27 protein-coding genes and 1 pseudogene are annotated in these 26,001 nt (G+C 72.9%); 14 read left to right on the plus strand and 14 right to left on the minus strand.

Translation table 11 applies throughout. The features are described from left to right. The first annotated feature begins 3 nt into the window (after positions 1-3). The 4 genes from IF73_RS0106545 (at position 4) to IF73_RS0106560 (ending at position 3,557) form a co-directional block, all read left to right on the plus strand. Complete coding sequence (locus tag IF73_RS0106545) at positions 4-624, plus strand: L-threonylcarbamoyladenylate synthase (RefSeq protein ID WP_031004427.1); 621 nt, start codon at positions 4-6, stop codon at positions 622-624. Positions 625-723: 99 nt separating this feature from the next. Next, positions 724-1,503 carry a metallophosphoesterase gene (locus tag IF73_RS0106550; RefSeq protein ID WP_031004429.1) on the plus strand — a complete coding sequence of 260 codons (780 nt, stop codon included), beginning with the start codon at positions 724-726 and terminating at the stop codon, positions 1,501-1,503. Between the two features lie 56 nt (positions 1,504-1,559). Further along, the gene (locus IF73_RS0106555; protein ID WP_031004431.1) at positions 1,560-3,029 is read left to right on the plus strand and encodes an AlkA N-terminal domain-containing protein; all 1,470 of its coding nucleotides are present in this window, start codon (positions 1,560-1,562) and stop codon (positions 3,027-3,029) included. Positions 3,030-3,041: 12 nt separating this feature from the next. Then, positions 3,042-3,557, plus strand: a complete 516-nt coding sequence (locus tag IF73_RS0106560) for a methylated-DNA--[protein]-cysteine S-methyltransferase (RefSeq protein WP_031004433.1) — start codon at positions 3,042-3,044, stop codon at positions 3,555-3,557. Here the strand turns inward: IF73_RS0106560 and IF73_RS0106565 are convergent. Further along, positions 3,554-4,270: an SIR2 family NAD-dependent protein deacylase gene (locus tag IF73_RS0106565; RefSeq protein ID WP_031004435.1), complete on the minus strand. Its 717-nt coding sequence runs from the start codon at positions 4,268-4,270 to the stop codon at positions 3,554-3,556. The two genes, IF73_RS0106560 and IF73_RS0106565, sit on opposite strands and share 4 nt — an antisense overlap. Positions 4,271-4,334: 64 nt before the next feature. Between IF73_RS0106565 and IF73_RS0106570 the strand changes: the two genes are divergently transcribed. Then, positions 4,335-4,538, plus strand: coding sequence for a type II toxin-antitoxin system VapB family antitoxin (locus IF73_RS0106570; protein ID WP_030497067.1), 204 nt, complete (start codon positions 4,335-4,337; stop codon positions 4,536-4,538). Then, positions 4,535-4,726: a hypothetical protein gene (locus IF73_RS0106575; RefSeq protein ID WP_158821939.1), complete on the plus strand. Its 192-nt coding sequence runs from the start codon at positions 4,535-4,537 to the stop codon at positions 4,724-4,726. The genes IF73_RS0106570 and IF73_RS0106575 overlap by 4 nt, the downstream gene beginning before the upstream one ends. 7 nt (positions 4,727-4,733) lie before the next feature. Here the strand turns inward: IF73_RS0106575 and IF73_RS0106580 are convergent, their stop codons facing one another. The 3 genes from IF73_RS0106580 to IF73_RS0106590 are packed head-to-tail and all read right to left on the minus strand — an operon-like array spanning position 4,734 to position 8,019. Further along, complete coding sequence (locus tag IF73_RS0106580; protein ID WP_031004439.1) at positions 4,734-5,228, minus strand: NUDIX domain-containing protein; 495 nt, start codon at positions 5,226-5,228, stop codon at positions 4,734-4,736. Then, entirely contained in the window at positions 5,225-6,316 is a 1,092-nt protein-coding gene (locus IF73_RS0106585) for an ADP-ribosylglycohydrolase family protein (RefSeq protein WP_031004450.1), read from the minus strand. Before IF73_RS0106585 ends, IF73_RS0106580 begins: the two co-directional genes overlap by 4 nt. Continuing rightward, positions 6,313-8,019, minus strand: a complete 1,707-nt coding sequence (locus IF73_RS0106590; protein ID WP_031004453.1) for a BCCT family transporter — start codon at positions 8,017-8,019, stop codon at positions 6,313-6,315. The genes IF73_RS0106585 and IF73_RS0106590 overlap by 4 nt, the downstream gene beginning before the upstream one ends. A 112-nt stretch (positions 8,020-8,131) precedes the next feature. Between IF73_RS0106590 and IF73_RS0106595 the strand changes: the two genes are divergently transcribed. Then, positions 8,132-9,283: a glycerate kinase gene (locus IF73_RS0106595; protein WP_031004455.1), complete on the plus strand. Its 1,152-nt coding sequence runs from the start codon at positions 8,132-8,134 to the stop codon at positions 9,281-9,283. 45 nt (positions 9,284-9,328) lie between these two features. Here IF73_RS0106595 and IF73_RS0106600 read toward each other — a convergent pair whose 3' ends face one another. From IF73_RS0106600 to IF73_RS0106610, 3 genes are all read right to left on the minus strand, one after another. Continuing rightward, entirely contained in the window at positions 9,329-9,931 is a 603-nt protein-coding gene (locus IF73_RS0106600; protein ID WP_158821941.1) for a hypothetical protein, read from the minus strand. A 23-nt stretch (positions 9,932-9,954) separates the two neighbouring features. Beyond that, a complete protein-coding gene (locus IF73_RS0106605; RefSeq protein WP_158821943.1) occupies positions 9,955-10,377 on the minus strand; it encodes a hypothetical protein in 423 nt (140 codons plus the stop codon). 85 nt (positions 10,378-10,462) lie between these two features. Further along, a complete protein-coding gene (locus tag IF73_RS0106610) occupies positions 10,463-11,662 on the minus strand; it encodes a PucR family transcriptional regulator (protein ID WP_031004460.1) in 1,200 nt (399 codons plus the stop codon). A 208-nt stretch (positions 11,663-11,870) separates the two neighbouring features. Between IF73_RS0106610 and IF73_RS0106615 the strand changes: the two genes are divergently transcribed. The 7 genes and pseudogenes from IF73_RS0106615 (at position 11,871) to IF73_RS41890 (ending at position 17,861) form a co-directional block, all read left to right on the plus strand. Then, the gene (locus tag IF73_RS0106615; RefSeq protein ID WP_051716585.1) at positions 11,871-12,719 is read left to right on the plus strand and encodes an ABC transporter ATP-binding protein; all 849 of its coding nucleotides are present in this window, start codon (positions 11,871-11,873) and stop codon (positions 12,717-12,719) included. Continuing rightward, entirely contained in the window at positions 12,716-13,561 is an 846-nt protein-coding gene (locus IF73_RS0106620) for an ABC transporter ATP-binding protein (RefSeq protein WP_051716586.1), read from the plus strand. Before IF73_RS0106615 ends, IF73_RS0106620 begins: the two co-directional genes overlap by 4 nt. Then, a complete protein-coding gene (locus tag IF73_RS0106625) occupies positions 13,558-14,448 on the plus strand; it encodes a branched-chain amino acid ABC transporter permease (RefSeq protein ID WP_031004466.1) in 891 nt (296 codons plus the stop codon). Before IF73_RS0106620 ends, IF73_RS0106625 begins: the two co-directional genes overlap by 4 nt. Next, a complete protein-coding gene (locus IF73_RS0106630) occupies positions 14,441-15,517 on the plus strand; it encodes a branched-chain amino acid ABC transporter permease (RefSeq protein WP_037878428.1) in 1,077 nt (358 codons plus the stop codon). The genes IF73_RS0106625 and IF73_RS0106630 overlap by 8 nt, the downstream gene beginning before the upstream one ends. After that, positions 15,514-16,782 (plus strand): ABC transporter substrate-binding protein, encoded by a 1,269-nt coding sequence (locus tag IF73_RS0106635; RefSeq protein WP_031004470.1) that lies wholly within the window; start codon positions 15,514-15,516, stop codon positions 16,780-16,782. The genes IF73_RS0106630 and IF73_RS0106635 overlap by 4 nt, the downstream gene beginning before the upstream one ends. Positions 16,783-16,874: 92 nt before the next feature. After that, positions 16,875-17,321, plus strand: a pseudogene (locus IF73_RS41885) (GNAT family N-acetyltransferase); the annotation flags it as partial. Between the two features lie 39 nt (positions 17,322-17,360). After that, positions 17,361-17,861 carry a GNAT family N-acetyltransferase gene (locus IF73_RS41890; RefSeq protein WP_037878492.1) on the plus strand — a complete coding sequence of 167 codons (501 nt, stop codon included), beginning with the start codon at positions 17,361-17,363 and terminating at the stop codon, positions 17,859-17,861. Positions 17,862-17,934: 73 nt separating this feature from the next. Here the strand turns inward: IF73_RS41890 and pssA are convergent, their stop codons facing one another. The 7 genes from pssA to ccrA all read right to left on the minus strand — a co-directional run bounded on the left by pssA (position 17,935) and on the right by ccrA (position 25,733). Next, positions 17,935-18,810, minus strand: a complete 876-nt coding sequence (gene pssA / locus IF73_RS0106645; RefSeq protein ID WP_031004474.1) for a CDP-diacylglycerol--serine O-phosphatidyltransferase — start codon at positions 18,808-18,810, stop codon at positions 17,935-17,937. Then, positions 18,803-19,459, minus strand: a complete 657-nt coding sequence (locus tag IF73_RS0106650; RefSeq protein WP_031004476.1) for a phosphatidylserine decarboxylase — start codon at positions 19,457-19,459, stop codon at positions 18,803-18,805. The genes pssA and IF73_RS0106650 overlap by 8 nt, the downstream gene beginning before the upstream one ends. Positions 19,460-19,628: 169 nt before the next feature. Then, positions 19,629-20,834: an acyl-CoA dehydrogenase family protein gene (locus tag IF73_RS0106655; RefSeq protein WP_031004478.1), complete on the minus strand. Its 1,206-nt coding sequence runs from the start codon at positions 20,832-20,834 to the stop codon at positions 19,629-19,631. A gap of 3 nt (positions 20,835-20,837) precedes the next feature. Next, positions 20,838-21,362: a MaoC family dehydratase gene (locus tag IF73_RS0106660; protein ID WP_031004480.1), complete on the minus strand. Its 525-nt coding sequence runs from the start codon at positions 21,360-21,362 to the stop codon at positions 20,838-20,840. Positions 21,363-21,366: 4 nt separating this feature from the next. After that, on the minus strand, positions 21,367-22,332 hold the full coding sequence (locus IF73_RS0106665; protein ID WP_015037486.1) for an HpcH/HpaI aldolase/citrate lyase family protein: 966 nt from the start codon (positions 22,330-22,332) through the stop codon (positions 21,367-21,369). Further along, positions 22,329-24,380, minus strand: coding sequence for a protein meaA (locus tag IF73_RS0106670; RefSeq protein ID WP_031004484.1), 2,052 nt, complete (start codon positions 24,378-24,380; stop codon positions 22,329-22,331). The genes IF73_RS0106665 and IF73_RS0106670 overlap by 4 nt, the downstream gene beginning before the upstream one ends. 15 nt (positions 24,381-24,395) lie before the next feature. Next, positions 24,396-25,733: a crotonyl-CoA carboxylase/reductase gene (ccrA, locus tag IF73_RS0106675; protein ID WP_031004485.1), complete on the minus strand. Its 1,338-nt coding sequence runs from the start codon at positions 25,731-25,733 to the stop codon at positions 24,396-24,398. Positions 25,734-26,001 lie beyond the last annotated feature (268 nt).

Below are 26,001 nucleotides of genomic sequence, written 5' to 3' on the forward strand. Positions count from 1 at the left end.
CCCATGGCGAAGTACATCGACGTGCACCCCGAGAACCCGCAGCCGCGCATCATCGACGGCGTGGCCGACTCGATCCGCAAGGGCGGGCTGATCGCCTACCCCACCGACTCCTGCTACGCCCTCGGCAGCCGCATCGGCAACCACGAGGGGCTCCACCGCATCCGGGAGATCCGCCGCCTCGACGACCGGCACCACTTCACCCTCATGTGCGCCGACTTCGCCCAGCTCGGGCAGCTGGTGCACATCGACAACCGGGTCTTCCGCGCCGTCAAGGCCGCCGTCCCCGGCGCGTACACCTTCATCCTGCCGGGCACCAAGGAGGTGCCCCGCCAGCTCCTCCACCCCAAGAAGAAGACCGTCGGCGTCCGCATCCCCGACCACGTCGTCACCCAGGCGCTGCTCGCCTCACTCGGCGAACCCCTGCTCTCCAGCACCCTCCTGCTGCCCGACGAGGAGGAACCGCTGACCCAGGGCTGGGAGATCAAGGAGCGGCTCGACCACCAGGTCGACGCCGTCCTCGACTCCGGTGACTGCGGCACCGTCCCCACCACCGTCGTCGACTTCTCCAGCGGCGATCCCGAGGTCGTCCGCGTCGGCGCCGGGGACCCCGCCCGTTTCGAGTGAGCGGCCGGCCACCCGTCGCCGAGTGGCCCTTACGCGCCGGCGCGGGATCGCCGTACCGTCGGGTGAACGTCCGTTCACCCGACCGCCGGAGGCCACCGCGTGATCGTCATCGCCCATGTCAGCGACATCCACATCGACACGGAGGAGCGCGCCACCGCGCGCACCCGCGCCGTCCTGCGTCACCTGGAGGAGCTGCCGTACGACCTCGCGGCCGTCCTCGTCTCCGGCGACATCGCCGACCACGGCGCCCCCGCCGAGTACGACCGCGCCCGTGAACTCCTCACCGGCCGCCACCCGTTGGTCGTCTGCCCCGGCAACCACGACGACCGCGCCGCCTTCCGGGCCGGCCTCGGGCCGCTGCTCCACGAGGACGGCGACCCGGCCCCGGCCGCCCCCGTCGACCAGGTGCTGCGCGGCGACGGCTTCGTCCTCGCCGTCTGCGACTCCTCCATCCCCGGCAAGCACGACGGCCACCTGGAGGACGGCACCCTGGAGTGGCTGGACCGGGTCCTCACCGACACCCCGCGCGACATCCCCGTCCTCGTCGCCTTCCACCACCCGCCGGTGCCGCTGCACCTCCCGTACGTGGACGAGATCCGCCAGTTCGGCGAGGACCGGCTCGCCGCGCTCGCGGACCGCCACCCGCACCTCACCGCCTTCCTCGCCGGCCACGCCCACACCGCCGCCGCCACCACCTTCGCCGGCCGCCCCCTGCTCGTCGCCCCCGGCACCGTCTCCACGACCCGGCTGCCCTGGGAGCCCCCGGGCCCGGACAGCCCGTACGTCCACCTGGACACCCCGCCCGGGGTCGCCTTCCACGTCCTCGGTGACGACGGGCGGCTCACCACCCACTACCGGACGGTGCCCGTCGCCGGCTGAACGTCCATGTCGCTTTTCTGCCAGCCGGGCGCCCGCCGATCCCCGATCCTGGATCCATGCACACCGAGACCGAGCGCTGCGTGCGGGCCGTCCAGTCCAAGGACGCCCGCTTCGACGGCGTCTTCTTCACCGCCGTCCGCACCACTCGGATCTACTGCCGGCCGAGCTGTCCGGCGGTCCCGCCCAAGCCCGAGAACATGGAGTTCCACCCCAGCGCCGCCGCCTGCCAGCGGGCCGGCTTCCGGGCCTGCAAGCGGTGCCGCCCCGACACCAGCCCCGGCTCCCCGGAGTGGAACGTGCGCGCCGACGCCGTCGCCCGCGCCGTGCGGCTCATCCAGGACGGGGTGGTGGACCGGGAGGGGGTGCCGGGGCTCGCCCGCCGGCTCGGCTGGTCCACCCGGCAGATCGAGCGCCAGCTCCTCGCCGAGCTGGGCGCGGGCCCGCTCGCCCTGGCCCGCGCCCAGCGCGCGCAGACCGCCCGCACCCTCGTCGAGACCACCGCGCTGCCCTTCGGTGAGATCGCCTTCGCCGCCGGCTTCTCCTCCATCCGCTCCTTCAACGACACCGTCCGCCAGGTCTTCGCCCTCACCCCCGGCGAACTGCGGGCCCGCGCCGCCCGGCCCGCCGCGCCGCACACCCCGGGCGTGATCAGCCTGCGGCTGCCCTTCCGGGCCCCGCTCGAACCGTCCAACCTCTTCGGCCACCTCGCCGCCACCGCCGTCCCCGGGGTCGAGGAGTGGCGCGACGGCGCCTACCGGCGCACCCTCGCCCTCCCGTACGGGCACGGGATCGTCGCCCTCGCCCCGCGCCCCGACCACATCGCCTGCCGGCTCTCGCTCACCGACCCCCGCGACCTCACCCAGGCCATCAGCCGCTGCCGCCGCCTCCTCGACCTCGACGCCGACCCCGTCGCCGTCGACGACCGGCTCCGCGCCGACCCGCTGCTCGCGCCGCTCGTCGACAAGGCGCCCGGGCGGCGCGTCCCGGGCACCGTCGACCCCGCCGAGTTCGCCGTCCGGGCCGTCCTCGGCCAGCAGGTCTCCACGGCCGCGGCCCGCACCCACGCCGCCCGGCTCGTCACCGCCCACGGCGTCCCCGTCGACGACCCCGAGGGCGGCCTCACCCACCTCTTCCCGACCCCCGAGGCGCTCTCCGGGCTCGACCCCGAGACCCTGGCCCTGCCCCGCAGCCGGCGCGCCACCCTGCTCACCCTGGTCCGGGCCCTCGCCGACGGCGAGCTGGCCCTCGGCCCCGACACGGACCGCGCCGAGACCCGCGCCCGGCTGCTCGCCCTGCCCGGCTTCGGCCCCTGGACCACCGAGGTCATCGCCATGCGGGCGCTCGGCGACCCCGACGCCTTCCTCCCCGGCGACCTCGGCGTCCGCCGCGCCGCCGAGGGCCTGGGCCTGCCCGGCCGCCCCGCCGCGCTCACCGCCCGCTCCGCCCACTGGGCGCCGTGGCGCGCCTACGCCGTCCAGTACCTGTGGGCGACCGACTCCCACCCGATCAACCACCTCCCCGCGTAAGGAAGTTCCGCCATGCCCCGCACCGCGGCGTCCCGCACGGTCGTGCACACGGTCGTGGACAGCCCCTACGAGCCGCTGACCCTGGTGGCCGTCGACGGCGTCCTCAGCCGCGTCCACATGACCGGCCAGCGCCACCGCCCGCCCGAGGAGACCTTCGGCGCGCCCGACCCGCGCCCCTTCGGCGAGGCGATCCGCCAGCTCGACGCGTACTTCGCGGGCGAGCTCACCGACTTCGACCTGCCGCTCCACCTGGAGGGCACCCCGTTCCAGCTGCGCGTCTGGGAGCAGCTCCGGCTCATCCCGTACGGGGAGACCCGCACGTACGGCGAGCTCGCCGAGGCCCTCGGCAGTCCGGGCGCCTCCCGCGCGGTCGGCCTCGCCAACGGCAAGAACCCCGTCAGCGTCATCGTCCCCTGCCACCGCGTCATCGGCTCCGGCGGCAGCCTCACCGGGTACGGCGGCGGCCTGGACCGCAAGCAGCGGCTGCTCGCCTTCGAGTCGGGGGGCCTCCCCGGGGCCCTGTTCTAGGCCAGCCGCTCCAGCAGCGCCGGCAGGGCCGTGCCGATCGGCTCGCGCACGACCTCGGCGGCGAGCGGGTCGTACGGGGTCGGCTCGGCGTTCACGATGACCAGCCGGGCCCCGTGCTCGGCCGCGATCCCGGCCAGCGAGGCGGCCGGCTGCACCTGGAGGCTGGTACCGACCGCGACGAACACCTCGGCCGCCTTGGCGACCGACATCGCGTGCGCGAGCACCACGGGGTCGAGCCGCTGCCCGAACATCACGGTCGCCGGCTTCAGGATCCCGCCGCAGGCCCGGCACGCCGGGTCCGGGTCGCCGGCGTCGAGCCGCTCCAGCGCCTCCGCCATCGGCGAGCGGGCGTGGCAGGCCGTGCACACCACCGACCTCACGGTGCCGTGCAGTTCGAGGACCTTCCGGTCCGGCACTCCGGCCGCCTGGTGCAGCCCGTCCACGTTCTGCGTGATCACCCGCAGCGCGTGGCCGGTCCGCTCGAACGCGGCGATCGCCCGGTGCGCGACGTTGGGCTCCGCCGTCAGCACGGAGGTGTCCCGCCGCATCAGCCAGGAGCGGCGGCGGACCTCCGGGTCGGCCATGTACGGCCCGTAGGTGACCAGCCGTTCGGCCTCCGGGGCCCGCCGCCACAGTCCGTTCGGCCCCCGGTAGTCCGGGATGCCCGAGTCCGTGGAGATACCGGCACCGCTGAGGATCGCGACCATCGTCATGCCGGGAGGGTAGGCAGCCCGGACGGGCTCCCGCGACCGGGTTTCCCGGTGCTAGGTTCCGCCCATGGCCAAGGTGAACATCGCGCTCGACGCCGAACTCGTCGTGGAAGTCATGGTCCTGGCGGGCGTCGGCAGTCCGCAGGACGCCGTGGAGGCGGTCGTCCGCGACTACATCGCGCGCGGCCACCGCACGGAGGCACGGACCGCGACCCGCGACGAGGCGAACCGCACGGGCGAGATGCTCCCGCCCGAGCCCCCGCAGGGATGACGGTGCCGACGGACCCGGACCCGGACCCCGACCGGCGCACCCGGCTGCTCCTCGGCGGCTGTCTCGGGGTCCTCGTCGGCGCGCTCGTCCTGACGGCCGTCGCCATGCTGCTGATGTCCGTCGCGCTCACGGGCTTCTACGACCGCGACGGCGACGACTCCAAACCCCCGCTGATCACATCGACCTGACGACGTCTCAGTTCGCCGCCGGGAGGCCGTTCTCCAGCTCCGCCGGCCCCTGTCCGCCGGCCAGCACGTCCAGCGCGGCGAGCACCCGCAGGCCCAGGCTGCCCGGCAGGTGCGCCGTCACCTCGGAGCGCTCGATCAGCTTCCAGGAGAGCAACTCCTCGTCCTGGAGCCGGATCTCCGCGAACCGCTCCTCGGACAGCACCCCGCCGTCGTACACGTACGCCACGATCGGCGGCCGCAGCGTGCTCTGCACCCAGTCCACCGTGAGCAGCGGCCCCAGCGGCACGTCCAGGCCGATCTCCTCGGCGGTCTCGCGGCGGGCCGCCTGCCGGGGCGTCTCGCCGGTGTCCGACTCGACCGTGCCGCCGGGCAGGGCCCAGCCCTCGCGGTAGTTCGGCTTCACGACGAGGACCCGGCCCCGGGCGTCCCGGAAGAGCGCGGCGGCAGCGGCGAGCACCCGGGGGAGGCCGGCGATGTACGTGGCGTAATCGGTGACGGTCACGGCACCAGCGTAGCCAGCCGCAGCGTCCGCTCGGCGAGTTCGCCGATCCCGGCGCCGTCGAAGCCGTACACCGCGCTGCGCACCCGGTCGCGCAGCGGCGCCGACCACTGCGGCGGGATCGCCGCCGCCCCGCACAGCACCCCGGCCACCGATCCGGCCGTCGCCCCGTTGGAGTCCGTGTCCAGGCCGCCGCGGACGGTCAGCGCGATCGTGCGGGTGAAGTCGCCCTGGCCGTGGAGCAGCCCGGCCGTCAGCACGGCCGCGTTGGGCACCACGTGGATCCAGCCGAGCCCCGCCGTGCGCGCCGCCATCTCGTCGAGCGTCGCCGACCAGTCGAGCCCCGCCTCGTACAGCGCGATCGTCTCCCGCACCGTCCGGGCCAGCCGGCTGCCCGGCGGCACCACCTCCAGGGCCGTGACCAGGGCGGAGCGGGCGTCGGGCGCGGTGAAGGCGGCGGCGACCAGGGCGGCCGCCCACATCGCCCCGTACACCCCGTTCCCGGTGTGCGAGACCACCGCGTCCCGGCGGGCCAGGCCGGCCGCCCGGCGCGGGTCGCCCGGGCTCGTCCAGCCGTAGACGTCCGCCCTGATCAGCGCCCCGATCCACTCCTGGTAGGGGTTGTCGTACGTGGCGGTCAGCGGCGGCCGCAGCCCGTTGGCGAGGTTCCGGTAGGCGGCCCGCTCGGCGGTGTACGTCTGGAGGTACGGCAGCCGCAGCAGCCACAGCTCGCCCACCTGCTCGGTGGTGAAGCCGAAGCCGTACGTCTCGAGCAGGTGCAGCCCGAGCAGGGTGTAGTCGACGTCGTCGTCCCGGCAGCTCTCCCGGATCCCGCCCCGCACGCACGCGGGCCACTCGGGCCGCAGCCCGAAGTCCTCCGCGCCGGGCGGCGGGGGCGGCAGATAGTCGGTGAGCGGCAGTGCGCCGGTGAGCCGCAGATAGGCGTCGATCCGCTCCCGCGTCCAGTGCTCGCCCTGCTCGACCGGCTTGCCGAGCATGTTCCCGGCGATCCGCCCGGTCCAGCCGCCGAGGATCCGGTCGGCGAGATCCGGTCCGGCGGGCGCCGGCCGAGGCGCCGTGGAGCCCGTCACGCCCCTCCCTCCCGCGGCGGCTCGCCGCCCTCGGCGTCGGCGCGGGAGCGGGCCGCGCGGTGCAGCCGGTGGTGCCGGGTCCCGCCGCCCTGCTCGGTCAGCGCCTCGCCGACCAGGGCCCGTACCGCGTCCCGCATCCCGTGCAGGGCGTGGTGCCGGGCCGGGCCCGCGCCCGGGTCCTCGCGCAGCTCGCGCACCAGCGCCCAGCACAGCACCAGCATCACCACCACGAACGGCAGCGCGACCAGGATCGTCGCCGTCTGGAGCGAGTTCAGGCCGCCCGCCACCAGCAGCACCGCCGCGACGGCCGCCATCAGCACACCCCAGGTCACCACCAGCCAGGTCGGCGGGTGCAGCGAGCCCCGGCTGGTCAGCGAGCCCATGACGAGGGAGGCCGAGTCGGCGCTGGTCACGAAGTACGTCATCACCAGGAGCATCGCGATCACCGAGGTGACCGTGCCCAGCGGCAGCGCCTCCAGCATCGCGAAGAGCGACGCCTCCGCCCCGTCCTGCACGGCGGTCGCCAGATCGGCCTCACCGGTGGACTCCAGCCGGATCGCCGTGCCGCCCATCACGCAGAACCAGACCACCGTCGCCCCCGACGGCACGAGCAGCACGCCCACCAGGAACTCGCGGATGGTCCGGCCGCGCGAGATCCGGGCGATGAAGGTGCCGACGAACGGCGCCCAGGACAGCCACCACGCCCAGTAGAAGATCGTCCAGGCGCCCAGCCACTCGCGGTCGGTGAAGGCGCCGGTGCGGCTCGCCATCGGCAGCAGCTGGTGCAGGTAGCCGCCGACCGAGGCCGGGATCGTGTCCAGGACGTAGACGGTCGGGCCGAGCAGGAAGACGAAGAGCGCCAGGCAGGCGGCGAGCACGATGTTCAGCGTCGACAGCCACTTCACGCCCTTGTGCAGGCCCGAGAAGGCCGACAGGACGAACGCCGCCGACAGCGAGGCGATGATGATCAGCTGGGTGGCCGTCGAGTCCTCGACGCCCATCGTGAGGTCGAGCCCCTCGGAGACCTGGAGCGCGCCCAGGCCCAGGCTAGTCGCCGTGCCGAAGACGGTCGCGAAGACGGCGAGCAGGTCGATCGCCCTGCCCTGCCAGGACGCGGCCCGGCGGGCGCCGAGCAGCGGGACGAAGGCGCTGCTCAGCCGGTTGCCCCGGCCCTTGCGGAAGCCCGCGTACGCCAGCGCCAGGCCGGCGATGCCGTAGATCGCCCACGGGGTCAGCGTCCAGTGGAAGAAGGAGTACTCCATCGCCGTCCGGGCCGCCGCGCCCGTGCCCGCCGGGCCGCCGCCCGGCGGCGGGTCCAGGAAGTGCTGGAGCGGCTCCCCGACGCCGTAGAACATCAGGCCGATGCCCATGCCGGCGCTGAACATCATCGCGATCCACGCCAGATTGGTGAACTCCGGCTCCGAGTCGTCCGCGCCCAGCCGGATCCGGCCGAACCGGCTCAGCGCGAGCACCACGCACAGCACCAGGAAGGCGTCCGCGCCGACCACGAACAGCCACGCGAAGTTGTCGAGGACCCAGGAGAGGGCGGCGGAGGAGGCGCTGTCGAAGGAGTCCTTGCCGAGCGCCGCCCAGGCGACCACCCCGACGACGGCGGCCACGCCGATCCCGATGACCTGCGCGTCGGGCGCGTGCCGTTCCGGTACGTGATCCGGGGACGGCCGTTCGTTCATATCCGTGCTCATGTGAGCCCACTATGGTCGGACATTTCCTCTCATCCGGGGGTGGCACGCCGTCTGGCCGTGCGGATAGGGTCGGCCCTGGCGCGACTGCCTGTTCGAAAGCAAGGGATGCAAGGTGACGGACGGAGCAGCAACTCAGGTCGCTCACGTGCTCGTGGCGGCCGACAAGTTCAAGGGCTCGCTCACGGCCGTACAGGTCGCGGAGCGGGTCACGGCGGGACTCCGCAGGGTCGTCCCCGGCCTCTCGGTCGAGGCCCTGCCCGTCGCCGACGGCGGCGACGGCACGGTCGCGGCGGCCGTCGCGGCCGGGTTCGAGCGGCGGGAGGTACGGGTCACGGGACCGGTCGGCGACCCCGTCACCGCCGCGTTCGCGCTGCGCGGCACCACCGCGGTCGTCGAGATGGCGGAGGCGTCCGGCCTCCAGCTCCTCCCCGCCGGCACGTTCGCCCCGCTGACCGCCACGACGTACGGCTCCGGCGAACTGCTGCGGGCCGCGCTCGACGCGGGCGCGACCACGATCGTCTTCGGCGTCGGCGGCAGCGCCACCACCGACGGCGGCGCCGGCATGCTCGCCGCGCTCGGCGCCCGCTTCCTCGACGCGGCCGGCGACCCGGTCGGCCCCGGCGGCGCGGCCCTCGCGGAGCTGGCCTCCGCCGACCTGACCGCCCTCGACCCGCGCTTCGACGGCGTCGAGTTCATCCTCGCCAGCGACGTCGACAACCCGCTGACCGGCCCCAAGGGCGCGCCCGCCGTCTACGGCCCGCAGAAGGGCGCCACGCCCGAGGACGTCGAGACCCTCGACGCGGCCCTCGCCCACTACGCGCAGGTCCTGGAGCGGGCGATCGGCCCGAAGGCCACCGAGCTCGCCGCCTCCCCGGGCGCGGGCGGCGCGGGCGGCATCGGCTACGGCGCCCTCCTCCTCGGCGCGAGCTTCCGCCCCGGCATCGAGCTGATGCTGGAGGTCCTCGGCTTCGCCCCCGCGCTGGAGCGCGCCACGCTCGTCATCACCGGCGAGGGCTCCCTCGACGCGCAGACCCTCCACGGCAAGGCCCCCGCGGGCGTCGCGGCGGCGGCCCGCGCGGCCGGCAAGGAGGTCGTCGCGGTCTGCGGCCGCCTGGCCCTCCCGCCGGAGACCCTCGGCGCGGCCGGCATCCGCCGCGCCTACCCCCTCTCGGCCCTGGAGCCCGACCCGGCCAAGTCCATCCCGAACGCGGGCCCCCTCCTGGAGGAGGTCGCCTCGCACATCGCGCGGGACTTCCTGGCGTAGCCCTTCCACGGCCGGGCGTCCCGTGACGCCCGGCCTCGGCGGCCGTCAGCCCGCGTCGACCGTCCGGTCCGGAGCGCCGGTCGACGGGTCCAGCGTGATCCGCGTCGTCCCGTCGCTGCCGGTGACCAGGAGGGCGTCCGGCCCGTCCCAGGCGACCGCGACGAAGCCCGAGCGCTCCCCGTACATGGCCACCGGATGGCTTCGGGCGGTGAGACCCGACCCGGAGACCACCGTCACGCGCCACAGCGGGTCGATGAGCGCGGCGCCCGTCTCCACCGTCACGTACCGCTCCACGCCTTCCGGCGCGGCCCAGCGCTCCGACTCCTCCCAGCCGGGGGAGAGGAAGTCGCCGAGGACCACCCGCAGGAACACCAGCAGCACGGCCGCCGCCGCGCACACCGCGACCAGCCCCTCACGGGCCCACCCCCGCCTGCCCGCCAGCCGGACGCCCACCGCGCACAGCACCGCCATGGCGAGCCAGTACGGCCAGGGGGCCCCGAACGCGGCCAGCAGAACCACCAGCCGCGTGGACTCCGCCACCAGGGACCCCAGCGTCTGGACCACCGGGGCCAGCAGCCCCACGGCGATCAGCACCACTGCGGCAACCGGCCGCCGCCGCATGGTTGTCGTACGCGTGTTCGTCGTCATGGTCACGGGGGGATCCTGCCAGGTCAACGGGGCTCGCGTACGTAGTCGCTGTAGCGATTGCCGTCGGCGTCCGCCCAGTGGTCCGGGTGAACGGTCGCCCGTTCGCCGGTGCCGTCGACGTCGACATAGAGGCTGCAGCTCTGGGCAGCGGGATCCTGGAAGCTCATGAAGAGCGCCCGTGGCTCATCGATGTCGCCGAACTTCCACGTGAGGCCGGCCGGCTGGGCGACCGATTCCATCAGCCACTCGCAGGATGCGGACAACGACGCTCCCGTCAGGGACGCGGTGCCGTCCCCGCGTATGGTGAGACGCCCTCCACCGTCTTCCTCGGTCCAGACGCCCTCGACGTTCGCGACGTCCAGACTTCGCCGATCGGCGGGGACGATCAGCACGTCGGCGGCGACCCATGCCAACGCCCCGGCGGCCACCGCCAGTGCCGTCGTCACCCGCAGGATCATGCGGGTGCTTCGGGACAGGGGAGGTCTGCGCGGGCGAGGAGGCGCGGGAGGGGAGGTCTCGGACGTCATCCGCTCACCCTGACGCAGTCAGCCGGAACGCGTCCAGTGCCAAGGTCATCTCCGTGAGGTCCCGCGGCCGGGACAGCGACCGGGACGTCAACTGCTCAAGCCGCCGCAGCCGGTTGAAGACCGTGTTGCGGTGGCAGTAGAGGCGGCCCGCCGCCCGCCCCGCCGAGCCCTCGCACTCCAGCCACGCGTCCAGCGTCTCCAGGAGCACCGCCCGGTCCGCCGGGTCGAGTTCGAGGAGGGCGCCGAGGACGTCCGTGACGAGGAGGTCCGCCAGGTCCGGCTGACCCACGATCAGCGCGCCCGTCATGCGGCGGTCCAGGCGGACGACCTGGCGCGAGCCGGGCGGGCAGGTGCGGAGGGCGAGTTCGGCGAGGCGGCGGGCACGGCCCAGTTCGGTGAGGCCCGTGACGACCGGGCTGATGCCGCCCGGGCCCGGGGCCCGCCCGTCGAGGAGGTCCGCCAGCGCGTCCAGGCCCGTGCCGTCGGCCAGCGCCACCACCCCGATCTCGCAGTCGGCCCGCATCCGCCACAGGAACCGCAGCCCCTCCGCCCGCACCTGGCGGTGGAAGGGCTCGCGCTCCTCCCGGCGGTCCGGGCGCAGGACCACCACCGCGTACCGGCCCTGCTCCGGCAGGTCCAGGCCCGCCGCCGCCCGCGCCACCATCTCCGGCGCCCGCTGGCCCTGCAGCAGCGCGTCCAGGAGCGCCTGCAGCTGCTCGTCCGTGCGGCGCCGCAGCTCCGCCTCGGTCGCCCGGTACGCCTCCGAGGCGCGGTCCGCCTGCGCGTCCACCGCCGACCAGACCGTCGTCGCCGACTGCATCAGCGCCGCGAGCTGCGCCGCGTCGGGGCCCGCGCCCTCGATCAGCGCGTCCCACACCAGATGCCCGGCGTGCCGGTACGCGTGCACCACCAGCTCCAGCGGCATGCCCTGCTCGGCCCGCCGCCGGCCCAGCAGCTCCGCGTGCTCCAGGTCCCGCCGGGGCGAGTGCCGGGGCGCCGAGATCATCTCGATCCCGATCCGCATCGCCTCCTGAGCCTCCTGCCAGTGCTGGTCGTAGGGCACGATCCGCCCGTAGGCGGGCTCGTACGCGTGCAGCTCCGTCAGATGCTCGTCCACCAGTTCCGGCACCCGCTCCAGAAGCGCCGTGCACGCCCGCGCGAGCACCTTCCAGTCGTCACCGGTCCGCCGTCTGCGCCGTCCCATGCCGGGAGCATCCACCGCCCCGCGCCCCACGGCAACGCCCTGACGCGCAGCGTTGTGCGCATGCACAGCCCCCCGGCGGCCCCGCTGGTCACCGGCAGCGATTCTCCCGCCGGGCGTGGACGGGCGGTCCGCGCGGTGCTGGGGTGAGCGCCACCGAACGGCCGAGTAGCACGCACGAGTAACAACGGCGGCCGGGGAAAGGGGAGTCATGGGAGGTACCGCACCCGCCCTGACGGTGACGGATCTGACGGCGGGATACGGACCGGTGCACGCGCTCAGGCGCGTGTCGCTGACCGTGCCCGCGGGCGCCGTCGTCACCGTCCTCGGCGGCAACGGCGCCGGCAAGTCCACACTGCTGCGGGCGGTCTCGCGGACCCTGCGGTTCCACGGCGGCGCCGTGGTCTCCGGCACGGTCGCCGCGTCCGGCCGGCCGCTCGACGGGCTGCCGCCCGACCGCGTCGTGGCCGCCGGCGTCTGCCAGGTCCCCGAGGGCCGGCAGGTCTTCGCCCGGATGACGGTCGAGGACAACCTGCGGGCCGGCGGGCTCGCCCGGCGCGGCGACCGCGCCGCGAAGGCCGCCGCCCTGCGCCGGGTCCACGAACTCTTCCCCGTCCTCGCGGAGCGCTCCCGGCAGCCCGCCGGGCTGCTCTCCGGCGGCGAGCAGCAGATGCTCGCCGTCGGCCGCGCCCTGATGGCCGCCCCCGAACTGCTCCTCCTCGACGAGCCGTCGCTCGGCCTGGCCCCGCTGATGGCGGCCCGGATCGCGGACGCCGTCCGGGAGATCAACGCCCAGGGCACGGCCGTGCTGCTCGTCGAGCAGAACGCGGCGCTCGCCCTCCGGCTCGCCTCCCACGCGTACGTCCTGGAGGTCGGCGAGGTCACCCTCTCCGGCCCGGCGGCCGAACTCGCCGCCTCCGACGAGGTCCGCCGCCGCTACCTCGGCGTCGTCGACGCCGACGCGGCGGAGGACGCCGCCCGGGCCAGGGCCGCCCACCCCGTCCTGTCCCGCTGGGACGAAACCCCCCGCGGCCCGCGCCGCAAGGAGACCCCCCGATGAGCACCCCGGACGAGCCGACCGTCCCCGCCCCGCGCACCCCCGGCCCCGGAGCCGCCCCGGCCCGCGACGACGTGCCCGCCCTCACCGTCACCGGCCTCACCGTCCGCTTCGCCGGACTCACCGCCCTCGACGGCGTCGACTTCACCGTCCGCCCCGGCACCGTGCACGCCCTCATCGGGCCCAACGGCGCCGGCAAGTCCACCTGCTTCAACGTGCTCTCCGGGGTGTACCGGGCCACCTCCGGCTCCGTGCGCCTCGGCGACCACGAGCTGACCGAGCTGCCCCCGCACCGGATCGCCGGCCTCGGCGTCGGCCGGATCTTCCAGAACCTGGCCCTGCCGCCGCGCGCCACCGTCGAGGACAGCCTGATGCTCGGCCGCCACCGGCTCACCCGCACCGGCTTCCTCGCCGCCGGGCTCCGGCTGCCGTCCGCCGCCCGCGAGGAGGCCCGGCACCGGGCCCGCGTCCGCGAGATCGCCGACTTCGTCGGCCTCGGCGACCAGCTCGCGAAACCCGCGGGCTCCCTCCCGTACGGACAGCAGAAGCTCGCCGAACTGGCCCGCGCCCTCTGCATGGAGCCCACCCTGCTCCTCCTCGACGAACCCGTCGCCGGCATGACCGCCGACGAGCGCCGCCGCACCGCCGCCGTCATCGCCGGCGTCCGCGACGGCCTCGGCATCTCCGTGCTCCTCGTCGAGCACGACATGGGCCTCGTCATGCGGCTCGCCGACTCCGTCACCGTCCTCGAATTCGGCCGCCGCATCGCCGACGGCAGCCCCGCCGACGTACAGAACGACCCGGCGGTCGTCCGCGCCTACCTCGGAGAGGAGACCGCCGCGTGAGCACCTTCGCCGAGTTCCTCATCAACGGGCTCTCCCTGGGCTCCATCTACGCCCTCATCGCCCTCGGCTTCGTCGTCATCTTCCGCGCCACGGAGGTCGTCAACTTCGCCCACGCCTCGCTGCTCCTGGCCGGCGGCTACCTCGTCGCCGTCCTCCACGAACCGCTCGGCTTCTGGCCCGCGCTGGCCGCCGGGACGGCGGGCGCGGCCGTCGTCGGCGCCGCCGTCGAGTTCCTGGTGATGCGCCGCCACCGGGGCGCTGACCACAGCGTCCTCGCCATCGTCACCATCGGCGTCGACATCCTCCTCGCCACCGAGCTGACCCGCCGCATCGGCACCGACATCCTCTCGCTCGGCGACCCGTGGGGCGACGCCGTCGTCACCCTCGGCCCGGTGACGATCGCGGAGACCCGGATCGCCGCCCTGCTCGCCGCCGCCCTCCTCATCACCGCCTTCCTCCTCGCCTTCCGGCACACCTCCTGGGGCGTGGCCATGCGGGCCGCCGCCGAGAGCCAGGAGACCGCCGCCCTGATGGGCGTCCGGCTCGGCAGGGTCTCGCTCGGCGCCTGGGCGGTCGCCGGGGCCCTGGCCGCGGTCGCCGCGCTCTTCCTCACCGTCTTCCCCACCCCCGGCCTGGAGCGGGGCACCTCGCTCGCCGCGCTCAAGGCGTTCCCCGCCGCGATCCTCGGCGGCCTCGACTCCACCACCGGCGCGCTCGCCGGCGGCCTGATCGTCGGCGTCACCGAGTCCCTCGCCACCGGCTACCAGTCCGACCTGGCCTTCCTCGGCCGGGGGATCGGGGACCTCGCCCCGTACCTGGTGATGGTCGCGGTGCTGCTGATCCGCCCGGCCGGCCTCTTCGGCACGAAGGAGCTCGCCCGTGTCTGAGCCCCGCAGGACCCCCGCCAGGGCGTACGCCCGGGCCGCCGCCGGCCTCGGCGGCCTCGTCCTCCTCGCCCTCCCCTTCTACCTGGAGCGGTTCTGGCTCCAGGCCGGGCTCTTCGCCATGGCCGCCGCCCTCGGCGCGATCGGCATCAACCTCCTCACCGGCGCCACCGGCCAGCTCTCCATGGGCCACGCCTTCTTCCTCGCCGTCGGCGCCTACGGCTACTGCGCCCTCGCCGGCGACGGCACCGACGGGCTCTCCGGCCTCGGCCTGCCCGGCTGGCTCGCCGCCGTCCTCGCCGTCGGCCTCGCGGGCCTCGCCGGCGGGGTGTTCAGCCCCATCGCGGGCCGGCTGCACGGCGCGTACCTCGGCATCGCCACCCTCGCGCTGATCTTCATCGGCCAGCACGTCCTCTTCAACGCCCACGGCCTCACCGGCGGCTACAACGGCCGGGCCGTCCCCCCGCTGAACCTCTTCGGCCTCACCTTCGACGACGCCGAACTCCTCGTCCTCCAGGTGCCGTTCGGCTCCGTCGAGAAGCTCTGGTACCTGGGTCTGGTCCTGCTGCTCGGCGGGGTGCTGTTCGCCCGCGGGGTGCTCCGCGGCCGCCCCGGACGGGCCATGAACGCCATCCGCGACCACCGGATCGCGGCCGGCGTGATGGGCATCCCGGTCGCCCGGCACCGGGCCGCCGTCTTCGTGCTCTCCTCCATGTACGCGGGCCTGGCCGGCGTCCTGCTCGCCCTGGTCTTCCAGCGGACCGTGCCCGAGTACTTCGGCATGGCGCTCTCCCTGGAGTACCTGGCGATGATCGTCATCGGCGGCCTCGGCTCGGTCGCCGGGGCCGTCGCGGGCGGCGTCTTCGTCGCCCTGCTCCCGCAGGTCCTCGGCCGGTACGCCGAGGCGCTGCCGCTGGTCTCCGCCCCCGGCACCGGTGGCGTCGCCCCCGGCGAGGCCGCCCGCTACCTCTACGGCGCCGCCGTCGTCGGCGTCGTCCTCTTCCTGCCCGGCGGCCTCGCGAGGCTCGTCGCGCGAACCCCGATCCACCGACCCTCAGGGGAGACACGATGAAGCACAGACGACAGGCGGCCGTGCGGGGCCTCGCCGCGGCGCTCGCCACGCTGGTCGCGCTCACCGCCGCGGGCTGCAGCTCCAAGGCGAAGACCGGCGACGGCAAGCAGACCGGCGCGGGCGGGATCAAGACCGGCGAGGGCGTCACCGACACCACCATCACGCTCGGCGCGCTCACCGACATGACCGGCGTCTACGCCACCCTCGGCAAGAGCGTCACCCAGGCCCAGCAGCTGTACGTGAAGCAGGTCAACGCCGCCGGCGGCATCTGCGGCCGCACGCTGGAGCTCACCGTCCGCGACCACGGCTACGACCCGCAGAAGGCGCTCGCCGCCTACACCGAGCTGGAGCCCAAGGTCGTCGGCTACCCCCAGTTCATCGGCTCCCCGTTCGTCGCCGCCGTCAAGCAGCGCGTCGACGGCCAGGACAAGGGCCTGGTCATGCCCCAGGCGTGGTCGGCCTCGCTGCTCGGCTCCCCGTACATCCGCGTCCTCGGCGCCACCTACGACGTCGAGACGATCAACGCGGTCGACTTCCTCGTCACCGAGAAGGGCCTCGCCAAGGGCGACAAGCTCGGGCACGTCTACTTCGAGGGCGACTACGGCGAGAACGCGCTCAAGGGCTCCAAGTACGCAGCCGAGAAGGCCGGCCTCACCGTCGTCGAGCAGAAGATCAAGCCGACCGACAACGACATGTCGGCGCAGGTCGCCGCGCTCAAGCAGGCCGGCGTGAAGGCCGTCCTGGTCAGCGCCGGGCCCCGCCAGGCCGCCTCCCTGGTCGGCGTCGCCGCCGCGACCGGCCTCCGCGTCCCCGTCGTCGGCAACAACTCGGCCTTCGCCCCGCAGCTCCTCGGCACCCAGGCGGGACCGGCCCTGGAGAAGATGTACTGGTTCGCCTCCCCGAGCCTCCCCGTCGGCGCCGACACCCCGGTCGCCAAGAAGCTCGCCGCCGACTACGCGGCCGCCTACCCGGACGACGGCCTCGACAACGGCGTCGTCGCCGGCTGGACCGCCGTGTCCGCCTTCGGCGAGATCCTGAGGAAGGCGTGCGAGAAGGGCGACCTCAGCCGCGAGGGCGTCGCCAAGGCGCTCCTCATCCTCAGCGCCCACGACCCCGGCTTCGGCATGACCCACGACTTCAGCGACCCGAAGGCGCCGTCGTCCCGCCAGTCGGTCATCCTCCAGCCCGACAAGAAGGTCCCCGGCGGGATGCGTACGGTCCGGCAGCCCTTCGTCTCCGAGGCGGCCGAGACCTACACCCCCTGACCGGCTCCGACGCCCGAGGGGCGGGGACGGCATCCGTCCCCGCCCCTCGGGCGCGTCACAAGAAGGAAATGTTCCGGTGTGATGCTCGGGCCATGAACGCACTGATCGAGGAGAACGCCGCCCACCCGCGCCTGCCCGCCCTGCTCACCGCCTACCACCTCGCCACCGAGGCGGAGAAGGGCGCCGCGGTGACCGGGCCGGCCGATCTGCCGGCCGCCCGCCGCGCCGAGGCGGAGGACCCCGTCACCGCCTTCGCCGCCGACACCGTGCTGCTCGCCGCGGCCCCGGAGACGGGCGAGGCCGTCGGCTGTCTCGTCCTGAAGGCCGGGGCCGTCCCCGAGGTCAAGCGGGTGTGGGTCGAGCCGGAGGCCCGCGGCCGGGGGCTCGCCGCGGCGCTCATGGGCGAGGCGCTGCGCCGGGCCGCCGCGGCGGGCGCGCCCGCGGTGCGGCTCACCGTCTGGGAGTGGCGGGAGGGCCCCCTCGCGCTCTACCGGAAGCTGGGCTTCGAGCCCGCCGAGCCCTGGGAGGACCGGCCGGGCCTGCTCTTCCTGGAGAAGCGCCTCGCGCCCGGCGACCGCATCGAGCTCCTCGCCGCCGACGGCGTACGGGAGCACACCGACGGCCTCGCCGCGCTCCTCGTGGACGCCGTGGACGGCGGCGCCTCCGTCGGCTTCCTGGCGCCCGTGGAGCCCGCCGAGGCCGCCGCCTGGTGGGCCGGGACCGCGGGCAGCCGGGACGTGTGGGCGGCCTTCGGGCCGGACGGCGCCGTCACCGGGGCCGTCACCCTCCTCCGTACGGCCACGGCCAACGGCCGGCACCGCGGCGAGATAGCCCGGCTCCTCGTCCACCGCTCGGCCCGCGGCCGGGGCCTCGGCCGCCGCCTGCTCGCCGCCGCCGAGGCCCACGCGGCCGCCACCGGCCTCACCCTCCTCGTCCTGGACACCCAGACCGACAGCCCCGCCGAGCGCCTGTACCGGGGCGCCGGCTGGACCGCGGCCGGCACCATCCCGGCGTACGCCGCCGACCCGGCCGGCGTCCTGCGGCCCACGACCCTGTACTACAAGGTCCTGGCGGCGTGACGGTGTGACGGCATGACGAAGGGCCCGGAGGCGCGATGCCTCCGGGCCCTTCACCCGTTCCGTGCGGCCGGGGTCAGCGCAGCTGCGCCGCCTCCGCCTGCCGCGCCTCCCGGCTCTCCCGCCGGTTGCCGCGGAAGGTGTTGACTCGGCGGGCCGTCGCGAAGAGGGGGATCACGGCGCCCAGCACGACCTGGAGGGCACAGCCGGCCTGGAGCAGGAACTGCCCGCCGGGGGCGTCGAACGCCCAGGCGGCCAGCATGGCCATCGCTCCGACGATCCAGCTGAGCATGGCGGCCGCGAGGACACCCCGCGGCTTGGGGTACTCGACCCGGCTCACCATCAGCCACGCGGTGCCGATGATCGCGAGCAGCGTCGGGATGAACGGCAGCTCGAGCAGGATGATCGAGACCACCGTCAGCGCGCCGAAGGGGCTCGGCATGCCCTGGAACATGCCGTCCTTCATCGTCACGCAGGAGAACCGGGCCAGCCGCAGCACCACGGCGAGCAGCACCACGATCGCGGCGACCGCCGAGACCTTCTGCTGCGCGTCGTCCGCGACCATGCCGTAGACGAGCACGAAGTACGCCGGGGCCAGACCGAAGCTGATCAGGTCCGACAGGTTGTCGAGCTCGGCGCCCATCGGCGAGCTGCGGAGCTTGCGCGCCACGATGCCGTCGAAGAGGTCGAAGATCGCCGCGCACAGCATCAGTATCACGGCGGTGGCGGCGCTGTTCCGCGCCATGCCCGTCTCCGTGCTGCCGGTGAGGTGCGGGATGAGGATGCCCGTGGTGGTGAAGTACACCGCCATGAAGCCACACGTGGCGTTACCGAGCGTGAGGGCGTCCGCTATGGACAGCCTCAGCGACAGCGGCATCTCCTCCGCCTCGTCGGCCGCCTCCGCGTCGGCGTCGGCGGCCCAGTCGGCGGCTCGTGTGTCGGGATCAATCACGGTCAATGCGAGTCACCCCCGCGGTCGTGACCTGTCCCACCTCGACGGCGACCTCGACACCCTCCGGAAGGTAGATGTCGACGCGCGAGCCGAAACGGATCAGGCCGATCCGGTCACCCTGCTCGACCTTCGTCCCCTGCGGGAGGTACGGCACGATCCGCCGCGCCACGGCACCCGCGATCTGGACCATCTCGATGTCACCGAGCTCGGTGTCGAAGTGCCAGACGACGCGCTCGTTGTTCTCGGACTCCTTGTTGAAGGCCGGGACGAAGCCGCCGGGGACGTGCTCGACCGAGGTCACCGTGCCGGCCAGCGGCGCACGGTTGACGTGCACGTTGAGCGGGCTCATGAAGATGGCGACCCGGGTGCGCCCGTCCTTCCACGGCATGATGCTCTGCACCACGCCGTCGGCGGGGGAGATGACGCGGCCCTGGGCGATCTCGCGCTCGGGGTCGCGGAAGAACCACAGCATGCCGGCCGCGAGCGCGGTGGTCGGCACGGCGATCGCGCGCGCGCGCTTCGAGCGGCCGGAGCGCGCGAGGCTGAGCGCCGCCGTGGCGACGGTCGGCAGAAGCCACGGCGATGCTCCGCGTGCGATGCGTACGCCCTTGAGGCTGTCGCGGTGTGCAGAGTTTGGGCTGTGGGGCATGGATGACCTTCGTAGCGGATGATGCCGCGCTGGCAACGGGGGACGGCGGCTTTCCGGCGATGCTATCGGTTGCGGGGCGCAACTGGGCAAGCCAGGAACCGAGTCGACGGCCGGAAGACGAGCACGGTGTGTGATCTTCTTCGCGGCCGAATCGACTCAAAACCGACAATCAGCCCTGGAAGCGGTACTCCTCCAGGAGGCGGCGGCCAATGATCATTTTCTGGATCTCGGCGGTACCTTCACCGATGAGCAGCATCGGCGCCTCGCGGTAGAGACGCTCGATCTCGTACTCCTTCGAGAACCCGTAGCCGCCGTGAATGCGGAAGGCATCCTCGACGACCTCCTTGCAGTATTCGGAGGCGAGGTACTTCGCCATCCCTGCTTCGAGGTCGTTTCGTTCCCCGGAGTCCTTTTTGCGTGCTGCGTTCACCATCATGGCATGGGCAGCCTCGACCTTGGTAGCCATTTCGGCCAGCTTGAACTGGATGGCCTGGTGCTGGGCGATCGGCTTTCCGAAAGTGTGACGCTGTTGGGCATACTGGACGCCCAGTTCGAAAGCACGCTGAGCGACGCCGCAACCACGGGCCGCCACGTTCACCCGGCCGACCTCGACGCCGTCCATCATTTGGTAAAACCCTCGCCCGGTGACCCCGCCGAGGACCCTATTGGCCGGAATGCGCAGGCCGTCCATGATGAGCTCGGTCGTGTCGACGCCCTTGTAACCCATCTTGTCGATCTTGCCGGGGATGGTGAGGCCGGGGCGGACCTCTCCGAAGCCGGGCTCCTTCTCGACGAGGAAGGTCGTCATCGACTTGTGGGGCGCGGTGCCCTCGGGGTGGCCTTCGTCACTTCGGACGAGAACGGCGACCAGCGTTGACGTACCGCCGTTGGTCAGCCACATCTTCTGGCCGTTCAGGACGTACTCGTCGCCGTCCTTCACCGCCTTCGAGGTGATGGCCGACACGTCCGAGCCGAGCCCCGGCTCCGACATCGAGAAAGCGCCACGCGTCTCGCCGGCCGCCATCCGCGGGAGGAAGTACTCCTTCTGCTCCTGGGTGCCGTGCTGCTTCAGCATGTACGCGACGATGAAGTGGGTGTTGATGATGCCGGAGACCGACATCCAGCCGCGCGCGATCTCCTCCACGCACAGCGCGTAGGTGAGCAGCGACTCACCCAGGCCCCCGTACTCCTCGGGGATCATCAGACCGAAGACGCCGAGCTCCTTGAGCCCGTCCACGATCTGCTGGGGGTACTCGTCGCGGTGCTCCAGCTCGGTCGCGACCGGGATGATCTCCTTGTCGACGAAGTCCCGCACGGTGGCGAGGATCTCCTGCTGGACATCGGTCAGACCGTGGGTCTGGGCGAGTCGCGCCATGGCTTACTTCTCCGACTTCTTGGAAGGCTCGATGAGCTCGGGGCGGCCGGGCTGCTCGCCGCCGCGCGCTTCGATGTACTCGGCCGTCGGGACCATCACCTTGCGGCGGAAGACGCACACCAGGGTGCCGTCCTGCTTGTAGCCCTTGGTCTCGACGTAGACGATGCCGCGGTCGGTCTTCGACTTCGACGGGGTCTTGTCGAGGACCGTGGTCTCGCCGTAGATCGTGTCGCCGTGGAAGGTCGGCGCCACGTGCCGCAGCGACTCGATCTCCAGGTTGGCGATCGCCTTGCCGGAGACGTCCGGCACGGACATGCCGAGCAGCAGCGAGTAGATGTAGTTGCCGACGACGACGTTCTTCTTGAAGTCCGTCGTGTTCTCCGCGTAGTTCACGTCCATGTGAAGCGGGTGGTGGTTCATCGTCAGCAGACAGAAGAGGTGGTCGTCGTACTCGGTGACCGTCTTTCCGGGCCAGTGCTTGTAGACGGCGCCGATCTCGAACTCTTCGTAGGTGCGGCCGAACTGCATGGGGTCAGGCCTCCGGGATCTCGAACTTGCTGGTGCGCTGCATGCCGGCGGCGCGGCCCTTGCCGGAGATGACCAGCGCCATCTTGCGGGACGCCTCGTCGATCATCTCGTCGCCGAGCATCGCGGAGCCCTTCTTCCCGCCGGCCTCGGACGTGTAGTAGTCGTACGCGTCGAGGATCAGCTCGGCGTGGTCGTAGTCCTCCTGCGACGGCGAGAAGATCTCGTTCGCGGCGGCGACCTGGTCCGGGTGGAGCACCCACTTGCCGTCGAAGCCCAGGGCGGCGGCGCGCTGCGCGACCGCCTTGTAGCCCTCCTGGTTGCGGATCTGCAGGTAGGGGCCGTCGATCGCCTGGAGGTTGTTGGCGCGGGCCGCCATCAGGATGCTCATCAGGATGTGGTGGTACGCGTCCGCCGGGTAGCCGGGCGGCTGCTCGCCGACGACGAGGGACTTCATGTTGATGGAGGCCATGAAGTCAGCCGGGCCGAAGATGATCGTCTCGACGCGCTGGGAAGCCTGGGCGATCGCGTTGACGTTGGTCAGGCCCTGGGCGTTCTCGATCTGCGCCTCGATGCCGATCTTGCCGACCTCGAAGCCCATCGTCTTCTCGATCTGCGTGAGCAGCAGGTCGAGCGCGACGATCTGCTGGGCGTCCTGGACCTTCGGCAGCATGATGCAGTCGAGGTTCTGGCCGGCGCCCTCGACGACCGTGACGACGTCGCGGTACGTCCAGTGGGTCGTCCAGTCGTTGACGCGGACCACGCGGGTCTTGCCGGTCCAGTCGCCCTCGTTGAGGAACTTGACGATGGTGTGGCGGGCCTCGGGCTTGGCCAGCGGGGCGCAGGCGTCCTCCAGGTCGAGGAAGACCTGGTCGGCGGCGAGACCCTGGGCCTTCTCCAGGAAGCGCGGGTTGGAGCCGGGCACCGCGAGGCAGGAGCGGCGGGGGCGCAGCCGGTTCACGGGGCTGGTCATGCGGGGACCTCCAGGGAGTCGAGCTTGTTCGCTTTCCGGATCTCGTCGACGATACGGCCGATGATCTCGGTGATACCGAAGTCCTTCGGGGTGAAGACGGCGGCCACACCCGCGCGGCGCAGTTCCTCGCCGTCGGCGTTCGGGATGATCCCGCCCACCACGACCGGGATGTCGGTGGCGCCGGCCTGCTTGAGCCGGTCCAGGACGTCCGGGACGAGCTGGGCGTGCGAGCCGGAGAGGATCGACAGGCCGACGGCGTGCACGTCCTCCTCGAGGGCCGCGTCCACGATCTGCTCCGGGGTGAGCCGGATGCCCTGGTAGACCACCTCGAAGCCGGCGTCGCGGGCCCGGACGGCGATCTGCTCGGCGCCGTTGGAGTGCCCGTCCAGGCCCGGCTTGCCGACCAGGAAGCGGAGCTTGCCGATGCCCAGGTCCTCGGCGGTGCGGTCCACCTTGCGGCGGACCTCGGCCAGCGGGGAGCCGGACTCGGCCGGCACGGCGACCGGGGCGGAGGAGACGCCGGTGGGGGCGCGGTACTCGCCGAAGACCTCGCGCAGCGCCCCGGCCCACTCGCCGGTGGTGACACCGGCGCGGGCGCACTCCAGGGTGGCCTCCATGAGGTTCTCGGTGCCCCGCGCGGCCTCCTTGAGCTGCTCCAGGGCCTGCTGGGTGGTCGGGAAGACGAACGGGTCGCCGTTGCCCTGGCGGTCCGTGGACTCCTGCCGCTCGGCGCGCCAGCGGGTGACGGCGTCGACCACGCGGGCCTCGACGGCCGGGTCGACGGTCTGGATGGCGGTGTCGAGGTCCGCGGTGAGCGGGTTCGGCTCGGTCGTCTCGAAGACGTTCACGCCGACGATCTTGTCCTCGCCGGACTCGATCCGGGCGCGCCGCTCGGCGTGCGAGGAGACGAGCTGGGCCTTGAGGTAGCCGGACTCGACGGCGGCCATGGCGCCGCCCATCTCCTGGATCCGGTCGATCTCGGCCAGGCACTCGGTGACGAGGGCGTCGACCTTGGCCTCGATGACGTGGGAGCCGGCGAAGATGTCGTCGTACTCCAGGAGGTCGGACTCGTGGGCGAGGACCTGCTGGATGCGGAGCGACCACTGCTGGTCCCAGGGCCGGGGGAGGCCCAGGGCCTCGTTCCAGGCCGGGAGCTGGACGGCGCGGGCGCGGGCGTCCTTGGAGAGGGTGACGGCCAGCATCTCCAGGACGATCCGCTGGACGTTGTTCTCCGGCTGGGCCTCGGTGAGGCCGAGCGAGTTGACCTGGACGCCGTAGCGGAAGCGCCGCTGCTTGGCGTCCTCGATCCCGTACCGGTCGCGGGTGATCGTGTCCCAGATGCGGCCGAAGGCGCGCATCTTGCACATCTCCTCGATGAAGCGGACGCCCGCGTTCACGAAGAAGGAGATGCGGGCGACGACCTCGCCGAACCGCTCCTCGGGGACCTGCCCCGAGGCGCGGACGGAGTCGAGGACCGCGATGGCGGTGGACATCGCGTACGAGATCTCCTGGACCGGAGTGGCCCCCGCCTCCTGCAGGTGGTAGCTGCAGATGTTGATCGGGTTCCACTTCGGGATGTTGTTGACCGTGTACGCGATCATGTCCGTCGTGAGGCGGAGCGAGGGGCCGGGCGGGAAGACGTGCGTCCCGCGCGACAGGTACTCCTTCACGATGTCGTTCTGGGTGGTGCCCTGGAGCTTGGTGATGTCCGCACCCTGCTCCTCGGCCGCCACCTGGTAGAGCGCCAGGAGCCACATCGCCGTGGCGTTGATGGTCATCGAGGTGTTCATCTGCTCCAGGGGGATGTCCTGGAACAGCCGGCGCATGTCACCGAGGTGCGAGACGGGCACGCCGACCCGGCCGACCTCGCCGCGGGCGAGGACGTGGTCGGGGTCGTAGCCCGTCTGGGTCGGCAGGTCGAACGCGACCGACAGACCGGTCTGGCCCTTGGCGAGGTTGCGCCGGTACAGCTCGTTGGACGCCTCGGCGGTCGAGTGACCGGCGTACGTCCGCATGAGCCACGGCCGATCCTTCTGGCGCTCAGTCATGTGCGGTCCCCGGGCTCAGATGTTGCGGAAGCGGTTGATGGCGTCGATGTGCTGCGCCCGCAGCTCCTCGTCGCGGACGCCGAGGCCCTCCTGGGGGGCGAGGGCGAGGACGCCGACCTTGCCCTGGTGCAGGTTGCGGTGGACGTCGTACGCGGCCTGGCCGGTCTCCTCCAGGGTGTACGTCTTCGACAGGGTGGGGTGGATCTTGCCCTTGGCGATCAGACGGTTGGCCTCCCACGCCTCGCGGTAGTTGGCGAAGTGCGAGCCGATGATCCGCTTCAGCGACATCCACAGGTAGCGGTTGTCGTACTGGTGCATGTAGCCCGAGGTGGAGGCGCAGGTGGTGATGGTGCCGCCCTTGCGGGTGACGTAGACCGAGGCGCCGAAGGTCTCGCGGCCGGGGTGCTCGAAGACGATGTCGATGTCCTCGCCGCCGGTCAGCTCGCGGATCTTGGAGCCGAAGCGCTTCCACTCGCGCGGGTCCTGGGTGTTCTCGTCCTTCCAGAACCTGTAGCCCTCGGCGTTGCGGTCGATGACCGCGTCGGCGCCCATGGCGCGGCAGATGTCGGCCTTCTCGGGGGAGGAGACGACGCAGATCGGGTTGGCGCCGCCGGCCAGCGCGAACTGGGTGGCGTAGGAGCCGAGGCCGCCGGAGGCGCCCCAGATGAGGACGTTGTCGCCCTGCTTCATGCCGGCGCCGTTGCGGGAGACCAGCTGGCGGTAGGCGGTGGAGTTCACCAGGCCGGGGGCGGCGGCCTCCTCCCAGCTGAGGTGCTTCGGCTTGGGCATCAGCTGGTTGGACTTCACGAGGGCGATCTCGGCGAGCCCGCCGAAGTTGGTCTCGAAGCCCCAGATCCGCTGCTCGGGGTCGAGCATGGTGTCGTTGTGGCCGTCGGACGACTCCAGCTCGACCGACAGACAGTGCGCGACGACCTCGTCGCCCGGGTTCCAGGCGTTGACGCCGGGGCCGGTGCGGAGCACGACGCCGGCGAGGTCGGAGCCGATGACGTGGTACGGCAGGTCGTGGCGCTTGGTGAGCTCGGAGAGGCGTCCGTAGCGCTCCAGGAAGCCGAAGGTCGAGACGGGCTCGAAGATCGAGGTCCAGACCGAGTTGTAGTTCACGGAGCTGGCCATGACGGCGACGAGCGCCTCGCCCGGGCCGAGCTCGGGGACGGGGACCTGGTCGAGGTGGAGCGACTTGCGGGGGTCCTTGTCGCGGCTGGCGACTCCGGCGAACATCTCGGCCTCGTCCTTGTGGACGGTGACGGCCCGGTACGACTCGGGGAGCTTGATGTTCGCGAAGTCGGCGGACGTGGAGTCCGGCGACTGGATCGCGTCCAGGATTTCCTTCACGGTGTGCCTCCGGCGGAGAGCGTCCGGGAGCGGACGCCTGAGGGATACGTCGGGGAGTGCTGCTGCTGTGGAGGTGTGCCGTCGGTTCGGCTCGGGTGGTGCGGTGGCGGCGCCGTTGGTGGGGCGCGAGGGTGCCTGTGACGCAGGCGTCCGGGCGCACGGCCGTAGGGCTGTGGGGACAGCCGGAACACGGTCTTTCGCTGTGCTCCGGCCGCCCGGACACCCTCAACGTATGGCACGCCGTGTCACGTGACAAGGCACTCGGTGC

Source organism: Streptomyces sp. NRRL F-5727, assembly GCF_000719555.1.
Lineage (GTDB): Bacteria > Actinomycetota > Actinomycetes > Streptomycetales > Streptomycetaceae > Streptomyces.

Excerpts from the sequence above, each read along its gene's own strand:
- IF73_RS0106665 (WP_015037486.1), bottom strand. The coding sequence starts at position 22,332 with ATGACCAGCCCCGTGAACCGGCTGCGCCCCCGCCGCTCCTGCCTCGCG.
- IF73_RS0106600 (WP_158821941.1), bottom strand. The coding sequence starts at position 9,931 with ATGACGACGAACACGCGTACGACAACCATGCGGCGGCGGCCGGTTGCC.
- IF73_RS0106655 (WP_031004478.1), bottom strand. The coding sequence starts at position 20,834 with ATGGCGCGACTCGCCCAGACCCACGGTCTGACCGATGTCCAGCAGGAG.
- IF73_RS0106660 (WP_031004480.1), bottom strand. The coding sequence starts at position 21,362 with ATGCAGTTCGGCCGCACCTACGAAGAGTTCGAGATCGGCGCCGTCTAC.
- IF73_RS0106610 (WP_031004460.1), bottom strand. The coding sequence starts at position 11,662 with ATGGGACGGCGCAGACGGCGGACCGGTGACGACTGGAAGGTGCTCGCG.
- IF73_RS0106670 (WP_031004484.1), bottom strand. The coding sequence starts at position 24,380 with ATGACTGAGCGCCAGAAGGATCGGCCGTGGCTCATGCGGACGTACGCC.
- IF73_RS0106575 (WP_158821939.1), top strand. The coding sequence starts at position 4,535 with ATGACGGTGCCGACGGACCCGGACCCGGACCCCGACCGGCGCACCCGG.
- IF73_RS0106570 (WP_030497067.1), top strand. The coding sequence starts at position 4,335 with ATGGCCAAGGTGAACATCGCGCTCGACGCCGAACTCGTCGTGGAAGTC.
- IF73_RS0106615 (WP_051716585.1), top strand. The coding sequence starts at position 11,871 with ATGGGAGGTACCGCACCCGCCCTGACGGTGACGGATCTGACGGCGGGA.
- IF73_RS0106560 (WP_031004433.1), top strand. The coding sequence starts at position 3,042 with ATGCCCCGCACCGCGGCGTCCCGCACGGTCGTGCACACGGTCGTGGAC.
- IF73_RS0106650 (WP_031004476.1), bottom strand. The coding sequence starts at position 19,459 with ATGCCCCACAGCCCAAACTCTGCACACCGCGACAGCCTCAAGGGCGTA.
- IF73_RS0106565 (WP_031004435.1), bottom strand. The coding sequence starts at position 4,270 with ATGACGATGGTCGCGATCCTCAGCGGTGCCGGTATCTCCACGGACTCG.
- IF73_RS0106545 (WP_031004427.1), top strand. The coding sequence starts at position 4 with ATGGCGAAGTACATCGACGTGCACCCCGAGAACCCGCAGCCGCGCATC.
- IF73_RS0106620 (WP_051716586.1), top strand. The coding sequence starts at position 12,716 with ATGAGCACCCCGGACGAGCCGACCGTCCCCGCCCCGCGCACCCCCGGC.
- IF73_RS0106635 (WP_031004470.1), top strand. The coding sequence starts at position 15,514 with ATGAAGCACAGACGACAGGCGGCCGTGCGGGGCCTCGCCGCGGCGCTC.
- IF73_RS0106555 (WP_031004431.1), top strand. The coding sequence starts at position 1,560 with ATGCACACCGAGACCGAGCGCTGCGTGCGGGCCGTCCAGTCCAAGGAC.
- IF73_RS0106590 (WP_031004453.1), bottom strand. The coding sequence starts at position 8,019 with ATGAGCACGGATATGAACGAACGGCCGTCCCCGGATCACGTACCGGAA.